Annotated in this window: 14 protein-coding genes; 7 read left to right on the top strand and 7 right to left on the bottom strand. The window is 67.3% G+C overall.

Going from position 1 to position 17,330, the window contains the following annotated elements; translation table 11 throughout:
* Nucleotides 1-30 precede the first annotated feature (30 nt).
* The 4 genes from VBO01S_RS10110 to VBO01S_RS10095 all read right to left on the bottom strand — a co-directional run bounded on the left by VBO01S_RS10110 (nucleotide 31) and on the right by VBO01S_RS10095 (nucleotide 3,966).
* Nucleotides 31-495: a YidB family protein gene (locus VBO01S_RS10110; protein ID WP_062473592.1), complete on the bottom strand. Its 465-nt coding sequence runs from the start codon at nucleotides 493-495 to the stop codon at nucleotides 31-33.
* Between the two features lie 100 nt (nucleotides 496-595).
* Complete coding sequence (locus VBO01S_RS10105; protein ID WP_062473590.1) at nucleotides 596-1,951, bottom strand: M20/M25/M40 family metallo-hydrolase; 1,356 nt, start codon at nucleotides 1,949-1,951, stop codon at nucleotides 596-598.
* Nucleotides 1,952-2,057: 106 nt separating this feature from the next.
* Complete coding sequence (locus tag VBO01S_RS10100; protein ID WP_062473588.1) at nucleotides 2,058-2,789, bottom strand: 16S rRNA (uracil(1498)-N(3))-methyltransferase; 732 nt, start codon at nucleotides 2,787-2,789, stop codon at nucleotides 2,058-2,060.
* Nucleotides 2,790-2,868: 79 nt separating this feature from the next.
* On the bottom strand, nucleotides 2,869-3,966 hold the full coding sequence (locus tag VBO01S_RS10095) for an aminoglycoside phosphotransferase family protein (protein WP_062473586.1): 1,098 nt from the start codon (nucleotides 3,964-3,966) through the stop codon (nucleotides 2,869-2,871).
* A gap of 132 nt (nucleotides 3,967-4,098) precedes the next feature.
* Here VBO01S_RS10095 and VBO01S_RS10090 point away from each other — a divergent pair, with 132 nt between their 5' ends.
* The 3 genes from VBO01S_RS10090 to rsmA are packed head-to-tail and all read left to right on the top strand — an operon-like array spanning nucleotide 4,099 to nucleotide 8,907.
* Complete coding sequence (locus tag VBO01S_RS10090) at nucleotides 4,099-6,690, top strand: LPS-assembly protein LptD (RefSeq protein WP_062473584.1); 2,592 nt, start codon at nucleotides 4,099-4,101, stop codon at nucleotides 6,688-6,690.
* 19 nt (nucleotides 6,691-6,709) lie between these two features.
* Nucleotides 6,710-8,113 carry a peptidylprolyl isomerase gene (locus tag VBO01S_RS10085; protein WP_062473582.1) on the top strand — a complete coding sequence of 468 codons (1,404 nt, stop codon included), beginning with the start codon at nucleotides 6,710-6,712 and terminating at the stop codon, nucleotides 8,111-8,113.
* Between the two features lie 26 nt (nucleotides 8,114-8,139).
* Nucleotides 8,140-8,907, top strand: a complete 768-nt coding sequence (gene rsmA / locus VBO01S_RS10080; protein WP_062473581.1) for a 16S rRNA (adenine(1518)-N(6)/adenine(1519)-N(6))-dimethyltransferase RsmA — start codon at nucleotides 8,140-8,142, stop codon at nucleotides 8,905-8,907.
* Nucleotides 8,908-9,193: 286 nt separating this feature from the next.
* Here the strand turns inward: rsmA and VBO01S_RS10075 are convergent, their stop codons facing one another.
* From VBO01S_RS10075 to VBO01S_RS10065, 3 genes are all read right to left on the bottom strand, one after another.
* Nucleotides 9,194-9,619: a barstar family protein gene (locus VBO01S_RS10075; RefSeq protein WP_095747788.1), complete on the bottom strand. Its 426-nt coding sequence runs from the start codon at nucleotides 9,617-9,619 to the stop codon at nucleotides 9,194-9,196.
* A gap of 50 nt (nucleotides 9,620-9,669) precedes the next feature.
* The gene (locus tag VBO01S_RS10070) at nucleotides 9,670-10,083 is read right to left on the bottom strand and encodes a guanyl-specific ribonuclease (protein WP_056574987.1); all 414 of its coding nucleotides are present in this window, start codon (nucleotides 10,081-10,083) and stop codon (nucleotides 9,670-9,672) included.
* Between the two features lie 180 nt (nucleotides 10,084-10,263).
* Nucleotides 10,264-12,612: an NADP-dependent malic enzyme gene (locus VBO01S_RS10065; RefSeq protein WP_062473579.1), complete on the bottom strand. Its 2,349-nt coding sequence runs from the start codon at nucleotides 12,610-12,612 to the stop codon at nucleotides 10,264-10,266.
* A gap of 176 nt (nucleotides 12,613-12,788) precedes the next feature.
* Between VBO01S_RS10065 and VBO01S_RS10060 the strand changes: the two genes are divergently transcribed.
* The 4 genes from VBO01S_RS10060 to VBO01S_RS10045 all read left to right on the top strand — a co-directional run bounded on the left by VBO01S_RS10060 (nucleotide 12,789) and on the right by VBO01S_RS10045 (nucleotide 17,258).
* Entirely contained in the window at nucleotides 12,789-13,838 is a 1,050-nt protein-coding gene (locus VBO01S_RS10060; RefSeq protein ID WP_062473577.1) for an SPFH domain-containing protein, read from the top strand.
* Between the two features lie 106 nt (nucleotides 13,839-13,944).
* Nucleotides 13,945-15,426, top strand: coding sequence for a DUF4178 domain-containing protein (locus tag VBO01S_RS10055; RefSeq protein ID WP_062473574.1), 1,482 nt, complete (start codon nucleotides 13,945-13,947; stop codon nucleotides 15,424-15,426).
* A 60-nt stretch (nucleotides 15,427-15,486) separates the two neighbouring features.
* Nucleotides 15,487-15,705 (top strand): DUF350 domain-containing protein, encoded by a 219-nt coding sequence (locus VBO01S_RS10050; protein ID WP_062473571.1) that lies wholly within the window; start codon nucleotides 15,487-15,489, stop codon nucleotides 15,703-15,705.
* Complete coding sequence (locus VBO01S_RS10045; protein ID WP_370680733.1) at nucleotides 15,702-17,258, top strand: polyamine aminopropyltransferase; 1,557 nt, start codon at nucleotides 15,702-15,704, stop codon at nucleotides 17,256-17,258. Before VBO01S_RS10050 ends, VBO01S_RS10045 begins: the two co-directional genes overlap by 4 nt.
* Nucleotides 17,259-17,330 lie beyond the last annotated feature (72 nt).

Here is a 17,330-nt window from a genome sequence, read left to right as displayed (position 1 = left end):
TTCTGAGAATGAAATTCGCCGGGTGGCAGGTCAGGTCGGCTTGTTGCCTTGAAGCAGTCCGCTGAGCGAGCCCAGCAGGTCGTCCTGGTTGCCGAGGCCTTGCTCGGGCACCTTGCCCTGCGGCGTGAGCTGGTTGATGAGGGCCGGCAGCATGGTGGCCAGCATCGGCAGCAGCATTTGTGCGTTGATGCCGAGCTTGGAGGCGATGGCGGCGATCGTGTCGCCGCCCAGCGCGTTCTGCAACTGATCGCCCGACACCGGCTTGTTTTCACCGTTGCCGATCCACGAGCCGATCACGTCGCCCATGCCCGCCTGCTCGAATTTCGAGACCATGCCGCCGAGGCCGCCCTGCCCGCCGTTGTTGGCAAGCAGGCCGCCCAGGGCGCCGGCGAGGCCTCCGAGATCTCCCAATCCCCCGAGGCCACCGCCTTGCGGTTGCTGCTGTTGTGCAGCGCCTCCTAGCACCTGACCGAGTACCGAATCGAGCAACCCCATGACCATTCCTTGGTGTGTGACAGAAACGCTCACATTTTCCAATGTGGCGACCCGCTTGCCGAAAGTGGCGCGGCCACTTTCGAACTGGCAACGTGACAAATTACTTGCTGCGTGCTGCGCGTTTCGGCAGGAGCGCGGGGCTGACGCCCTGCACGCCGACCAGACCGAGCACGGTGACGAGCGAATTCTGCGCGCCTTTCCATGCATCTGTCACGTCAATCGACTCGGCCAGCGAGTGGAATCCGCCCGACTTGCCGCCGCCGCCGATGATGATGGCCGGGATGCCCAGCGAAATGGGAACGTTCGCATCCGTGCTGCCGCCGCGCAGCAGCGTCTTGTGGCCGAACGCACTGTTGGCACGCGTGGCGGCCTCGACGATCACCGAGTCGGGCGCCGTGCGGCCGCCCGGGCGGTCGCCGATGAGCTTGGTGCTCACGCTCAGGCTGCTCACGTTCCAGCGCTTGTTCTCTTCCGCCACGGCCTCGTCGAGCGTGGCGAGGATCTTCTTCTCGGTCTCCAGCAGCGAGGCCATGTCGTCCGAGCGGATGTCGATGGCCATGCGCGCATCGGGCGCGATGGTGTTCACCGAGGTGCCGCCGCCGACGGTGCCGACGGTGAAGGTGGTCTTGGGGAAACTCGGCGTGCGCACCTCGGCGATCTTGGCGATGGCGCGGCCCATGCCGTGGATCGCGCTGGGCACCTGGCCGAAGGCGCCGAAGCTGTGGCCGCCCGGGCCCTTGAAGGTGACTTCGTAGCGGTGGCTCGCGGTACCGAGCACCAGCACGTGGCCGTCGGGCGAGGGCTCCAGGCCGACCATGCCGTCGATGTCCAGGTGGTCGCGGAAGATGGCCTTCATGCCGCGCAGGTTGCCCAGTTCTTCCTCGCCGACGTTGGCAACGATCATCAGGTCGCCCACGGTCTGGATCTTGTTGTCGTTGAGCACCTTGAGCCACGACAGCAGCACCGACAGGCCGCGCGTGTCGTCACCGATGCCGGGCGCGAAGAGCTTGCCGTCGCGCTCCTTCACCTTCACATCGGTGCCGGCCGGAAAGACCGTATCGAGGTGCGCCGAGATCAGCAGCTTGGGGCCGTTGCCCGTGCCCTTGCGCAGGCCGATCACGTTGCCTTCGGCGTCGATCTTCGCGTCGGGCAGGCCGAGGGCTTTCAGGCGCGCCAGGAAGGCTTCGGCGCGCTTCTGTTCCTTGAAGGGCGGCGCTTCGATCTCGGTCAGCGTCTTCAGTTCTTCGACCGTGCGTTCGTGGTCGGCCTTGACCGATTCCAGCAGCTTGCGGATCGCGGGCGAGGCCATGAGCTGGGTGTAGGCCTGGTCGACCGCGGGGCTGACTTGCGCCGGCGTGGGCGCAACGGCCTGGCTCTGGGCGTGAACGGCGGGCATGGCGCACAGCGCGGCCAGGACGAGGGGGGCGAGACGAAGCGCGCGGGATGAACGAGGCATGGGGAGAGCGGTCCTTCCGGGAGGCGGATTGAACAAGAAAAAACGAAGCGGCCATTGTTCCGCAGGCGCCCGGTGTGCGCCTCGCGGAAAACACCCCCCGAACCGCTCAGGCGCCGACGAGCGACACCAGCGCCGCGAGCGCCGCGGTTTCGGCGCGCAGCACCCGCGCGCCGAGCGTGGCCGGTGCGAAGCCGCGCGCGATGGCGTCCTGTTCCTCGGTGGCGCTGAGGCCGCCTTCGGGGCCGCTGAGCACGAGCGCCGGTTGTGCGGTGGGTGTCTCTGCGGCCACGGCGGTGACAGCGCGCGTGCCCTCGGCCAGGCTCAGCACGAGTCGCGTCGTTGTCGTATCTGCGGCGGCAGCACCGCCGAGCCAACCCGCGAAGGACTGCACCGGATGGATCACCGGCACGCGATTGCGACCGCATTGCTCGCAGGCCGCGACGGCGATGGCTTCCCAGTGCGCCCGTTTCTTCTCGGCGCGCTCGCCCGACAGGCGCAGCACGCCGTGCGCCGTGGCCAGCGGCTGGATGCTGGCCACGCCGAGCTCGGTGGCCTTCTCGACCAGCCAGTCCATGCGCTCGTTGGCCGGCATGCCGACCGCGAGGTGCACGGCGCGGGCCGCTTCGCGCTCGATGGGCGTGTGGGCCCCCACCGTCACCGCGACCTCGCTGCGGCCCATGCGCTCGACCGTCGCGGCGTACTCGCCGCCCGCGCCGTCGAACAGGGTGAGCGTGTCGCCGGGCTGCATGCGCAGCACCTGCACATGGCGCGCGGCGCCCGGCGGCAGCGCCAGGCTGGCGCCGGCGGTCAGCGGCACGGAGCAGTGAAAACGGGGCATGCGATGAGATCAGGAGCTGATGGCGCCCGTGGTACGGGCGCTACAGCGATTTTCTTTTTTGGCTTTTTTCAGTTTCTCTTCAGACTCGGCCGTAGGCGAAGCCGGTGACGGCCGTGGTGCCCTCGACCTCGTCGATCACGCGCAGCAGCGGCTTCAGCTCGATGTAGCGGCTGGCGGTGGCGCGGATGTAAGCGATGAAGCGAGGTGTGTCGGCCAGGTAGCGCGGCTTGCCGTCGCGCAGCGTGAGGCGCGCGAAGATGCCGGCCACCTTGAGGTGGCGCTGCAGGCCCATCCATTCGACCGCGCGGTAGAAGGCGCCGAAGTCCTCGTCGACCGGCAGCCCGGCCTTGCGCGCGGCGGTCCAGTAGCGGATGGTGATGTCGAGCACGAACTCCTCGTCCCAGCTCAGGAAGGCGTCGCGCATCAGGCTGGCGATGTCGTAAGTGATCGGGCCGTAGACGGCGTCCTGGAAGTCGAGCACGCCCAACGGCTGGCCGGCATCGTCGCCCACCATCAGGTTGCGCGGCATGAAGTCGCGGTGCACGTAGACGCTCGGCGACGCGAGGTTGTTCTCGACGATCAGCGCGAAGGCGCGGTCCAGGCGCTCTTTCAGCTGGCCTTCCACGGCCACGCCGCGGTGCTTGCCGATGTACCACTCGGGAAAGAGCGCCAGTTCACGCTCGAGCAGCGCGCGGTCGTAGGGCGGCAGCACGCCGGGCCTGGAGGCCAGCTGCCAGCGGATCAGCGCGTCGATGGCCAGGTCGTAGAGCGGCCGGTTGGCGTCCGGGCGGGCCGGGTCGATCACGTCGAGCATGGTCTGGCGGCCCAGGTCGTCGAGCAGCAGGAAGCCGTGGTCGCGGTCCCATTCGAGCACCTGCGGCGCCGTCACGCCGGCCTCGGTCATCAGCTGCGCCACCTGCACGAAGGGGGCGCTGTTTTCCTTGTCGGGCGGCGCATCCATCACGATGCGCGTGCGGCCGTCGGTGGTGTCGAGGCGGAAGTAGCGGCGAAAGCTCGCGTCGGCCGAGGCCAGCCGGACGGTGTCCGGGCGCAGTTGCCGGGCGTCGGCAATGCCGGCCAGCCAGCCCCGGAACGCTTCGGCCCGCTGCGGATCTGTCCAGAGAATGGCCTGGGCGGGGTGTGGGGTCGTGGACGCCGGGGTCGAAGGTGCTGTCATGGATAATCAATTCTACAAATCCGCCTGGCGCGGCACCCCTGCTCGAGGTCGATCCGACCGGGCGGGGTGGCTGCCGGACCCCGCAACCCGCCGGCTTGCCGCGCCGTCCCGACGATTTTTCGTTCCGAATCGATGCCTACGACCCCACGCGCTGCCTTGCGACGTTCGAGCCCGCCGCTGCCACTGGCCGTGCTGTCGCTGGCGCTGCTGCACGCGCATGGCGCCCTCGCCCAGCAAGCCGGTGTGCTTGAGGGACCGCTCACGCTGAAGCGCACGCCGCTGCTCACCGAGACGCTGACGCCCGTGCAACGCAGCCAGCTGCCCAGCCTCGTCACCGGCGACCGCATTTCCGGCCGCCCCGACCTCGAGACCGTGGTCGAGGGCAACGCCACGCTGCGCCGTGGCCCGGTCGCCATCACGGCCGACCGCCTCGAGTATTACCAGCCGGACGACCGCGCCAAGGCCACCGGCAACGTGCGGGTCAACCAGGCCGGCAACGTGTACGAAGGCCCCGAGCTGGAACTCAAGCTCGAGACCTTCGAGGGCTTCTTCAACAACGTGCGCTACCGCTTCCTCGCGACCGGTGGCCACGGCGAGGCCGAGCGCATCGACTTCGTCGACTCCAACGTCTCGATCGCGCGGCGCGCCAGCTACACCACCTGCCGCCGCGAGGACTTTCCCGGCTGGATGCCGGCCTGGCTGCTGACCGCCGCCACGCTGACCACCGACACCGAGGAAAACGAGGGCGTGGCCATCGATGCGCGCATGAGCTTCATGGGCATCACGACGCCGCCGATCCCGCGCGTGACCTTCCCGCTGTCCAACGAGCGCAAGAGCGGCCTGCTGCCGCCCACCATCGGGCTGGACAACACCAACGGCTTCGAGGTCGCACAGCCCTACTACTGGAACATCGCGCCCAACCGCGACGCCACCTTCACGCCCACGCTGATGAGCAAGCGCGGGCTCAACTTGGCCAGTGAGTTCCGCTATCTCGAGAAGGACTACAGCGGCAGCATCCGCCTGGACCTGATGGGCAGCGACCGCCTCGTGGGCCAGCGCTACAACGAGGCGCGCGCCGAGCAGCTGCAGAAGCTGAACAACGGCGAGATCGCGCTCAAGGACCTGAACTTCGGCAAGCCGCCCGACAGCAGCAAGCGCTGGGGCCTGTGGCTCAACCACCACCACGACTTCGACGCCAAGGCGCTGGGGCTCGACTCTCTGTCCGCCAGCCTCAACATCAACCGCGTCAGCGACAACGACTACTGGCGCGACTTCACGCGCACGCCGACGCTGGCGCAGCGCCAACTGCCGAACGATGCCTCGCTGAACTGGACCAAGGGCGACTGGAGCGGCGCGGTGCGCGCCCTGCGCTACCAGACGCTGCAGTACAACCTGTCGCCGGTCGTGCCCTCGTACGACCGCGTGCCGCAGATCACGGCCAACTACGCCAAGTACGACTGGCACGGCTTCGACGTTTCGCTGAACACCGACTACTCGCGTTTTCGCGTCAACAGCATCCTGGCCGGCCAGCCCGGCTTCGACCTCATCCAGCAGTCGCAGCCCGACGGCGACCGCGTGTTCGCGCAGGCGGCGATCAGCCGGCCGTTCCTCACGCCGAGTTCGTTCGTCATCCCCAAGCTGCAGCTGCACGCGACCTCGTACAACTACTACCTGCCGCAGTCGTCCATTCCGAAGGTGTCGGTCAACGGCATCGACTACGTGAACGGGATGCCGTACAACCCGAGCCAGCTGTACTTCTTCCCGACCTCGTCGAACCGCGTCGTGCCGACCTTCAGCCTGGACAGCGGCCTGGTCTTCGAGCGCGACGCCAGCTACTTCGGCCGCGCCTTCCGCCAGACGCTGGAGCCGCGCGCGTACTACGTGTACACGCCGTACCGCAACCAGAGCATGCTGCCGAACTACGACTCGGCCGCCAACGACTTCAGCTTTGCGACCATCTACACCGAGAACGCGTTCTCGGGCGCGGACCGCATCTCGGACACCAACGCGCTCACGCTGGGCGTCACGTCCCGCCTGATCGATCCGGGCACCGGCGTCGAAGCCGTGCGCTTCGGCATCGCGCAGCGCTTCCGCTTCGCCGACCAGAAGGTCACGCTGCCGGGCGTCGCGCCGGTCACCGACCGCACCAGCGACCTGCTGCTGGGCGCCCAGATCAACTGGACGCCCAAGTGGAGCCTGGACACGCTGCTCCAGTACAACCCCGATTCGCGCCGCTCCACGCGCAGCGCGATCAGCGCGCGCTACAACCCGGGCCCGTACCGCAACCTCAGCGCCGCCTTCCGCTACCAGGCGCCGAGCACGCCCACGGCCACCGACGGCAACAAGTCGATCGACTTCGGCTGGCAATGGCCGCTCAACGACCTGTGGGGCGACAAGGGCAAGGACCTCGGGCCGGGCAAGGGCGAAGGCGGTGGACGCTGGTACGCCGTGGGTCGCCTGAACTACAGCCTGCAGGACAAGAAGCTCACGGACGGCGTGCTCGGGGTCGAGTACGACGGCTGCTGCTGGATCAGCCGTGTGGTGCTGCAGCGCATCACCACCGGCCAGGTGACGGCCAACACCCGCATCATGTTCCAGCTCGAATTCGTCGGTTTCTCCAGCATCGGCTCGAGCCCGATGCAGGCGCTGCGACAGAACATCCAGCGCTACCAGCCGCTGCGTCAACCGACCGAAGCCCCGAGCCGCTTCACCAATTACGACTGAAACGACGACCGTCCACGCCATGAAACACATCCGTTCCCTCATCACCCTGGGTTGCCTTGCGGCCATCGCCGCAACGGCTGGCGCACAGGGCTTTCGTTCCGGCAGCGGCATCACGGACATCATGCGTGCCGGTCCCCGGATCGTGCCGCCGGCGGCGCGCCCGGCCGGTCCCGCGGCGGCGCCGGTGCAGCGCGCGGCCGAGTACATCGTGGCGCTGGTCAACTCCGAGCCGATCACCAACACCGAGGTGCAGTCGCGTGTCACCCGTCTGATCCGCGAGAACCCGGACGCCGAGCGCGTGCCGCGCGCCGAACTCACGCGCCTCGTGCTGGAGCGCCTGATCACCGAGCGTGCGCAGCTGCAGCTGGCGAAGGAAAACGGCATCAAGGTCGATGACGTGGCGATCGACCAGGCCGAGCAGACCGTGGCCCGCCAGAACGAGATCAGCCTCACCGAACTGCGCAGCCGCGTCGCGGCCGAAGGCATCTCGCCGCGCGAATTCCGCAACGACCTGCGCGACCAGTTGCTGCTCACGCGCCTGCGCGACCGCGAGGTCGAGTCCAAGGTCAAGATCAGCGACACCGAGGCCGACGAGTACCTGCGCGACCAGCGCGAGAGCGCCGTCAAGAACAACGCCCTGCTCAACCTCAACATCGCTCAGCTGCTGGTGGCCGTGCCCGAGAACGCCACCGAGGCGCAGGTCGCGACCGCACAGAAGAAGGCAACCGACCTCGCACAGCGCGCGCGCAGCGGCGAAGACTTCGCCAAGCTGGTACGCGAGAACTCCGACTCGCCCGACCGTGCCAACGGCGGCGCGCTCGGCCTGCGCAGCGCCGACCGCTACCCGCCGGTGTTCGTCGAGGCCACGCAATCGACCGCGGTGAACGGCATCGCCGGACCCGTGCGCTCGGGCGCCGGCTTCCACGTGCTCAAGGTGCTGACCAAGGCGCAGGTGGGTTCGTCGGATGCGTCCATCACCCAGACCCAGGTGCGCCACATCCTGCTGCTGAACGACCCCAAGCGCACGACCGCGCAGGCGGTGGCCCAGCTGCAGGAATTCAAGCGCCGCGTGCAGGCCGGTACCGCCGACTTCGCCGGCCTGGCGCGCGACAACTCGCAGGACGCGAGCGCCAAGGAAGGCGGCGACCTCGGCTGGTCGCGCCCCGGCCAGTTCGTGCCCGAGTTCGAGGAAGCCATGGACCGGCTCACGCCTGGCCAGATCAGCGACCCCGTGGTGTCGCGCTTCGGTGTCCACCTGATCCAGGTGGTCGGCCGCCGCGAAGCCAAGCTGAGCCAGTCGGAGCAGCGCGAAGCCGCGCGTGCCGCGCTGCGCGAACAGCGTGTCGAAGAAGCCTTCACCACCTGGGTGCAGGAAGTGCGCGCGCGCGCCTACGTCGAATACCGCGAGACGCCGCAGTCCTGATGGCCGCGGCAGCGTCTTAGGCCGCGATGGCACAGCACATTGCAAGAAAGCGGTTCGGACAGCACTTCCTGTCCGACGGCGGGATCATCGACGGGATCGTGCAGGCGATCGCGCCGCAGCCCGGCGATGCGATGGTCGAGATCGGGCCGGGGTTGGCGGCGCTCACGCAGCCGCTGGTCGAGCGGCTTGGCCGCCTGACGGTCATCGAGCTCGACCGCGATCTGGCCAAGCGGCTGCGCGAGCATCCGCAGCTCGACGTCATCGAGTCGGACGTGCTCAAGGTCGACTTCGCCGAACTCGCGGCCAAGGCCGAACCGAAACCGCTGCGCGTGGTGGGCAACCTGCCCTACAACATCTCCACGCCGATCCTGTTCCACCTGCTGGGCTATGCCCACCTGATCGCCGACCAGCACTTCATGCTGCAAAAGGAAGTGATCGACCGCATGGTGGCCCGACCCGCCACCTCGGACTACAGCCGCCTGAGCGTGATGCTGCAGTGGCGCTACGACATGGAGAACGTGCTGTTCGTACCGCCCGAGAGCTTCGACCCGCCGCCGCGTGTGGACAGCGCCGTGGTGCGCATGGTGCCGCTCGCGCAGCCGCCGGTGGTCGATGCGGCGCGGCTCGGCGAGATCGTGCAGGTCGCCTTCAGCCAGCGCCGCAAGATCCTGCGGCACACGCTGGGCAAGTGGCTGGGGGAGCACGGCTTCACCGGCGAGTTCGACATCCAGCGCCGGGCCGAGGAGGTGCCGGTGGCCGAATACGTTGCACTGGCCCAGGCCGTTCCCCCATGAAAAAAAGCCCGTCGATGACGGGCTTTTTTTGTGACGGCGAGCGGTTGCAGTTACGCAGCTGCCAGCCAGTACCCCGCGTTGAAGGGGCTGCTCATGCGCAGCGCCAGGGGCGACACGTCGACGAGCTTGTCGGTCGGCATTTTCTCGCCGGCCGGCTCGGTGCTGGCGGCGGGCGTGGCCGCGGCGGCTGCCGTGGCGGTGGTGTTGACTTCGATGCCATCGAGGGTTTCAGCGGTCGGCTGAGCCTCGTTCGCCCGTTCTGCTTGGCTGGTGGATGCAGAACGGGCTACAGAAAAGAATAGAAGCAGCGGAACGGGACCTTGCGATCGCCCCAGTAGTCCGAAGCGTCGCGGAAGATGTCGAGCAGTTGCTCGCGCGCTTCCTTGTCGAACTTGGCGTTGGCCGGGATCTGTTCGAGCACGATGACGAAACCAGGCTGCGGGCCCGATTTATGCAACGGGTCGGTCATGCAGTCGTACAGCGCGTCGAAGTTCTTGCCGAAGTGCGCCGGGAAGGTGAACTGCTGGGCAATCAGGTCGAGCACGTCCTGCTTGGTCTGGGCGTTGCCCAGGTTGGCGTACAGGAAGTGCTGGCCGGCCGCGTTGGCTGCATCCTGCAGGTCGTTCACGCGGAACGCGCGGATCGATTGCACGATGTTCGGGCGTACGGCTCGAAGGGATAAGGTCATATCCGCTGGTCTTTCCATAGTCATCATCATCTCGTCGGGGCGCTTCGGGGCGCCGCTCAGGTCGTTGTCATCGCTCATGGCGCAATCCGTCTGAAACTCGCATAGTGGTCCGCCGTGTACCAGCAGGCTTCGGGCGCCGTGCGCTGCTCGCCACCGCAAACGATCCGCCGGGCACCGCGGTTGCGCGCGCCGGGCGTTGGCACCGTGTACTCGCGGTAATGCCCGCGGCGTGCCGCTGGCAGGATGCGTTCGCGATTGCCGAATACCGTGCCGTCTTTGTCGTACCGGAAGGGGCCACCGTCAAGGATGGCCTGGTAGGTTCGCTGGCCCTGGACCGGCAGATCGGTCAGGGCAATCGATGCCTCGGAGGACGTTTTGTCGGCGCCGAACCATCCGCGGGCCTCGGCCCCCGTCGTCAGAGCCACCAGCATCAAGCTGGTGAGCGCAAACTTAGTGACAGAGGACGTGATCGAGGCGTAAGCCGCCATGGGGCACCACAAGAAAAGAGCGGGGGGTTTGAATTGCGCTCAACCTCGGGGTTAACCCGCAAATTCAAGCCCGCGAGTGTGCACCACGCTGGCGAAAATAGCAAGCGACTGCCCAAAGTTTGAGCAGTCGCGGGGGCAGAAAGCGACGCCTTAAGTTGGCGTCCACTCTCGCCAAATGGCCTATCTTTCGGCGTTTGCGTCGGCCACTGTCAAGGCCGTCATGTTCACGATGCGGCGAACAGTCGCGCTCGCCGTGAGAATGTGCACAGGTTTGGCCGCGCCGAGCAGAACCGGGCCGATGGCGATGTTGCCGCCGGCTGCGGTCTTGAGCAGGTTGTAAGAAATGTTGGCAGCGTCGATGTTGGGGAACACCAGCAGGTTGGCGTCGCCCGCGAGCGCGCTGTGCGGCATGACGACCGCGCGCTGCTTGCTGTCCAGCGCCACGTCGCCGTGCATTTCGCCGTCCACCTCGAGCCAGGGCGCCTGCACGCGCAGCAGGTCGAGCGTCTTGCGCATCTTGACGGCGCTGGGCTCGTTGCTGGTGCCGAAGTTGGAGTGCGACAGCAGCGCGGCCTTCGGCTTGAGGCCGAAACGCATCATTTCCTCGGCCGCCATGGTCGTGATCTCGGCCAGTTCCTCGGGCGTCGGGTCGTAGTTGACGTGCGTGTCGACCAGGAACACCTGGCGGTCGGGCAGCAGCAGGCCGTTCATGCAGGCGTACACCGGCACGTCCTGCGGGGTGCTGGCGCAGCCGCCGGGGCGCTTGCCGATCACCTGGTCGATGTAGTGCAGGTGGATCAGCGTGGTGCCCCAGGTGCCGCAGATCATGCCGTCGACCTCGCCCTTGTGCAGCAGCATGGCGCCGATCAGCGTGAGGCGGCGGCGCATCTCGATCTTGGCGGTCTGTACCGTCTGGCCCTTGCGCTCGGTCATGCGGTGGTAGGTCTGCCAGAAGTCGCGGTAGCGGTGGTCCTGCTCGACGTTGACGACGTCGTAGTCGAGCTCTTCCTTCAGGCGCAGGCCGAATTTCTCGATGCGCTGGGCGATGATGGCCGGACGGCCGATCAGCGTCGGGCGCGCCAGGCCTTCGTCCACCACGATCTGCGCGGCGCGCAGCACGCGCTCTTCCTCGCCTTCGCAATACGCCACGCGCTTCTTCGGCGCGCGCTTGGCGGCGTCGAAGATCGGCTTCATGGTGGTGCCCGAGGCGTAGACGAAGCTCTGCAGCTTGTCGCGGTAGGCGTCCAGGTCCTTGATCGGGCGCAGCGCCACGCCGCTTTCCTCGGCCGCCTTGGCCACGGCCGGCGCGATCTTCATCATCAGGCGCGGGTCGAAGGGCTTCGGAATCAGGTATTCGGGGCCGAAGCTCAGCTTTTCACCGGCGTAGGCGGCGGCCACGCGCTCGCTCTGCTCGGCCTGGGCCAGCTCGGCGATGGCGTGCACCGCGGCAATCTCCATCTCGTCGGTGATGGTGGTGGCGCCCGAGTCGAGCGCGCCGCGGAAGATGTACGGGAAGCACAGGACGTTGTTGACCTGGTTCGGGTAGTCGGTGCGGCCCGTGGCCATGATCACGTCGTTGCGCACCGCATGGGCGTCTTCGGGCGCGATCTCGGGGTTCGGGTTGGCCAGCGCGAAGATCACCGGCTTGGGCGCCATCTTGGCGACCATTTCGGGCTTGAGCACGCCGCCGGCCGACAGGCCGAGGAACACGTCGGCACCGGCGATCACTTCCGACAGCTTGCGCATGTCGGTCTTTTGCATGTACTGGCGCTTGTCGTCGTCCATCAGCTCTTCGCGGCCTTCGTAGACCACGCCGGCCAGGTCGGTGACGAACACGTTCTCGCGCTTCAGGCCCACCTTGAGCAGCAGGTTCAGGCAGGCCAGCGCCGCGGCGCCCGCGCCCGAGGTGACCAGCTTCACTTCGGCGATGTTCTTGCCGGCCACCTTCAGGCCGTTGAGCATGGCGGCCGCCACCGTGATGGCCGTGCCGTGCTGGTCGTCGTGGAACACCGGGATCTTCATGCGCTTGCGCAGCTCGCGCTCGACGTAGAAGCAGTCCGGGGCCTTGATGTCTTCCAGGTTGATGGCGCCGAAGGTGGGCTCCAGCGAGGCGATGATCTCGACCAGCTTGACAGGGTCCTTCTCGTCGATCTCGATGTCGAACACGTCGACACCGGCGAATTTCTTGAAGAGAACGCCCTTGCCTTCCATCACCGGCTTGGAGGCCAGCGGGCCGATGTCGCCCAGGCCCAGCACGGCGGTGCCGTTGGAAATGACACCCACGAGGTTGCCGCGCGAGGTGTACTTGAAGGCGTTGGCCGGGTCCTTGACGATTTCCTCGCAGGGCGCGGCCACGCCGGGCGAGTAGGCCAGCGACAGGTCGCGCTGGTTGACCATCTGCTTGGTCGCCGCGATGGCGATCTTGCCGGGGACGGGAAACTCGTGGTACTCGAGGGCGGCACGGCGCAACAGGGCGCGCTTGTCTTCCGGGGTGGGGGTCGAAGGGGACGATGCGGTCGAATCGGACATGTGCCGTTGCTCCTGGTGGCGCTTCTTCTGGGGGCGCCGATTGTAGACCTCGGTCCATCCCGCCCTACGCCGCATGGCCGGTGGCAGGCATGACCAAAAGCACGGGGCGCCGTCAAGGCCCTGTGGCAATATGTGTGGCTGGGACACAAACCGACAACATCTCGAGAGGAACGACCATGGCCCTGATGGATTTCATCAAGAAACAGTTCATCGACATCATCCAGTGGACCGAGTCCGGCGATGGCACGCTGGCCTGGCGTTTCCCGATGGCCGAGATGGAAATCCAGAACGGCGCCTCGCTCACCGTGCGCGAGTCGCAGATGGCCGTGTTCGTCAACGAAGGCCAGGTGGCCGACGTGTTCGGCCCCGGCATGTACAAGCTCACGACGCAGACGCTGCCCGTGCTCACGTACCTGAAGAACTGGGACAAGCTCTTCGAATCCCCCTTCAAGAGCGACGTCTATTTCTTCAGCACGCGCCAGCAGGTCGACCAGAAGTGGGGCACGCCCCAGCCGATCACGATCCGCGACAAGGACTTCGGCGCCGTGCGCCTGCGCGCCTTCGGCAACTACAGCTTCCGCATCGGCGACCCGAAGCTGTTCCACACCGAAATCTCCGGCACGCGCGACATCTATTCCGTGGCCGACCTGGACGGCCAGCTGCGCGGCCTGGTGCTGCAGAACATCAGCAACGCCATCGCCTCCAGCGGCCTGCCCTTCCTGGACCTGGCGGCCAACCAGATCCAGTTCGCGACCGCGCTGGCGACCCAGCTGGTGCCCGAGTTCGAGAAGATCGGCATCAAGCTCGAGAACATCACGGTCCAGAACGTCTCGCTGCCCGAAGAGCTGCAGAAGATCCTCGACCAGAAGATCGGCATGGGCATGGTCGGCAACGACATGGGCAAGTTCATGCAGTACCAGACGGCGCAGGCCATCCCCAAGTTCGCCGAAGGCGCAGCGGGTGGCAGCGGCATCGCGGGCGACGCGATGGGCCTGGGTGCCGGCGTGGCGCTCGGCCAGGTGCTGGCGCAGAACCTCGCGCAGGGCCTGAGCCCGAACGCCGCGGCCCAGGCCGCGGCCACGACGCAGCAGCCGGCCGTGGCCGTGGTGAGCGCCGCCGACGTGATGACCACGCTCGAGAAGCTCGGCGAACTCAAGACCAAGGGCATCCTCACGCAGGAAGAGTTCGACGCCAAGAAGGCCGAACTGCTGAAAAAGCTCGTCTGATCCGTCGCAATGTTTTCGATAGCGACTGACGCCCGCCCAGCGGGCGTCAGAGGCCTTTTGGGCTTGAATCATTCGTGGCCGGCCGCGCCATCGCACCCGGTGCGCCATGGCTGAGGAAACCGGCTCCCAACGCTACTACCGCGCGCCCTGCCCCGGCTGCGGCGCGCCGGTCGAATTCCGCTCGGCGCAATCGACGCACGCGGTCTGCCCGTATTGCCAGAGCACCGTCGTGCGCCAGGGCGACACGCTCGCGCGCACCGGCAAGATGGCCGAGCTGTTCGACGACTTCAGCCCGCTGCAGCTGTTCGCCGCCGGCCGCATCCAGGACAAGTCCTTCACGCTGATCGGCCGGCTGCAGTACACCTACCCCGGCGGGCGCTGGACCGAGTGGATCGCCGCGCTCGACGGCGACCGCACCGGCGTCCTCAGCGAGGACAACGGCGCCTACGTCTTCGCGCTGCCCTTCGACCTGCAGCGCGCCGCGCCGCCGCCCGCCGACCTGCGCGTGGGCGCCACCACCGCCTTCGCCGGCCAGAGCTACACCGTCGCCTCCAACGAACAGGTGGCGCTGACCTCCGCGCAGGGCGAGTTGCCGCACCTGCCCGCGCTCGGCCAAGCGTTCGCGATGGTCGAACTGCGCAACGACAAGGGGCTGGTGCTCAGCATCGACTACGGCACCGCCCCGCCCACGGCCTACCTCGGCCGCTCGGTGCAGCTGGACGATCTGCAGCTCACCGGCCTGCGCGACGAATCCGCGAAGGACGAAAAGGGCCGCAGCTTCAACTGCCCCAATTGCGGCTCGCCCGTCACGGTCAACCTGGCCGACAGCAAGAGCATCACCTGCGGTTCGTGCAACAGCATCATCGACCTGTCGCAAGGCATCGGCGGCGAGCTCAAGCACGCCGAGCAGAACGAGCCGGTGCGCCCGCTCATCGCGCTGGGCAGCGTGGGCCAGCTGCAGGGCGCGCAGTGGCAGGTGGTGGGCTTCCAGCACCGCATGGGCCAGGAGCCCGGCGACGACGAGCAGTTCGGCTGGGACGAGTACCTGCTGTACAACAAGAAGCGCGGCTTCAGTTTCCTCGTCGATGCCGAAGACGGCTGGAGCATGGTCAAGCCGACCACCGGCGCGCCCGTGATGGCCGAGAACGGCACCACCGCCACCTACCTCAACAAGCGCTACCAGCAGCAGTACGCCTACAACGCCGAGACCACCTACGTGGCCGGCGAGTTCTACTGGCAGGTCGAGCGCGGGCAGAAGACCTTCAACCGCGACTTCGCCAGCGGCGGCGCGCTGCTCTCGATGGAGCGCTCGGCCAACGAGCTGACCTGGTCCTCGGGCAGCAAGATTGACAGCGGCGCCGTGGCCACGGCCTTCAAGCTCGACGCCAAGAAGGACCTGTTCTCGCGCGGCGACGCGCTGCCCGTGAGCGCCGCGTCGGGCATGGGCTGCGGCACGATCATCCTCGTCATCGTGGTCATCCTCTTCGTGCTGATCATGATGAGCAACTGCAGCGGCGGCTCCTCGAGCGGGTACCGCAGTTCGGGCGGTTCGTACGGCGGCTACTCGAGCGGCGGCGGCCACAAATGACGAAGATCGCGCGCAGGCGCTCTCTTGTTTCTCTCTTTATTGCTACGACTGGAGGTCCCCATGGGAATTGAATGGCTGAAACCGGGCGTGGTCCTCGGATCGCTCGTGTATGCGCTGATCGGCGTGGTGGTCTTCTGGATCTGCTTTCTGATCATCGACAAGATCACCCCCTATGACCTGTGGGGCGAGATCGTCGAGAAGCAGAACAGGGCGCTGGCGCTCGTCGTGGCCGCCATGTGCCTCGGCATCAGCGTCATCGTGGCCGCAGCAATCCATTGAGCGACGCGGCCCTGCCCGCGCGCACCCCGGATGCGCGGGGGCCGCAACCCGTGGAGATCGCGCTGCTCGCCAGCGTGTTCGTCGTCGCGGCCTGCGGCCTCGTCTACGAACTGAGCGCGGCCGCGCTGAGCTCCTACCTGCTCGGCGACTCGGTGCTGCAGTTCAGCACCATCATCGGCACCTACCTGTTCGCCATGGGCGTCGGCTCGTGGCTCTCGCGCTACTTCGATCGGCAGCTGCCGGCGCACTTCCTTCGCATCGAGCTGCTCGTGGCGCTGATCGGCGGCGCGCTGCCGGCGATCCTGTTCCTGGCCAACGCCTACGTGCCGGGCGCGTTCCGGCTGCTGCTGTACGGCCTCGTGGTGGTGGTGGGCACGCTGGTGGGGCTCGAGATTCCGCTGGTGATGCGCATCCTCAAGCGCAACATCGTGCTCAAGGACCTCGTGTCGCAGGTGCTGACCTTCGACTACCTGGGCGCGCTTGCCGTGTCGGTCGCGTTCCCGCTGATCCTCGTGCCGCAGCTGGGCATGATCCGCACCGGCCTGCTGTTCGGCGTGATGAACGCCGCGGTGGCCGTGTGGGCGCTGTGGCTGTTCCGCCATGAGCTGCGCCGCGCCGGCGCGCACGCGGTGGCCTGCTTTCTCACGCTGGCCGCGCTCATCGGCGCCTTCTGGGGCGCCGACCACATCACCACGCTGGCGGAAGACAAGTTCTACCAGGACCGCATCGTCTTCAGCGCCAGCTCGCCCTACCAGCGCATCGTGGTCACGCGCGGCGCGCTGGGCCACCGGCTGTTCCTCAACGGCAACCTGCAGTTCGCCGAGCGCGACGAGTACCGCTACCACGAGGCGCTGGTGCACCCCGCGATGGCCGCGCACGGCGCGCCCAAGAAAGTCGCCGTGCTCGGCGGCGGCGACGGCATGGCGGTGCGCGAGATCCTCAAGTACCCCTCGGTCGAGTCGGTCACGCTGGTGGAGCTCGATCCGAACATGACGCAGCTCTTCACCACGCACGAGACGCTGGCCGCGCTCAACGGGCACGCGCTGTCGTCGCCGAAGGTGAAGGTGGTCAACACCGACGCGTTCCAGTGGCTGCAGCAGGAGGGCGACACCTTCGACGTCATCGTGGTCGACTTTCCCGATCCCACCAACTTCGCCATCGGCAAGCTCTACACCAACAGCTTCTACGCGCTGCTCGACCGGCGCCTGTCGGCCAGCGGCTACGCCGTGATCCAGACCACCTCGCCGCTGGTGGCGCGCAAGAGCTACTGGACCGTGGCAAGCACCATCGAGTCGGTCGGCCTGAAGGCCACGCCGTACCACGCGCACGTGCCCAGCTTCGGCGAATGGGGCTACATCATCGCCAGCCATCGGCCCTACCGGCAGCCCGACGCGCTGCCGGGCGGCATGCGCTTTCTCACACCGGCGACGCTGCCCCTGATGTTCGACTTTCCGCTCGACATGGCACGCGTGCCGACCGAAGTGAACCGCCTGTCGAACCAGACCCTCGTCACCACCTACGAGCAGGAGTGGGGCAAGGTCATGGCTCACTGATATGGCTCGCCCCCAGGCTGCGCGCACTTCGTGTCGCTTCGCCAACCCCCTGCCGGGGGCAACACCTGCGGC

Source organism: Variovorax boronicumulans NBRC 103145 (assembly GCF_001591345.1).
In the GTDB taxonomy this organism is placed as follows: Bacteria; Pseudomonadota; Gammaproteobacteria; order Burkholderiales; family Burkholderiaceae_C; genus Variovorax; species Variovorax boronicumulans.
The sequence above is the reverse complement of the archived record's forward strand: the minus strand, read 5'-3'. Positions and strand labels throughout refer to the sequence as shown.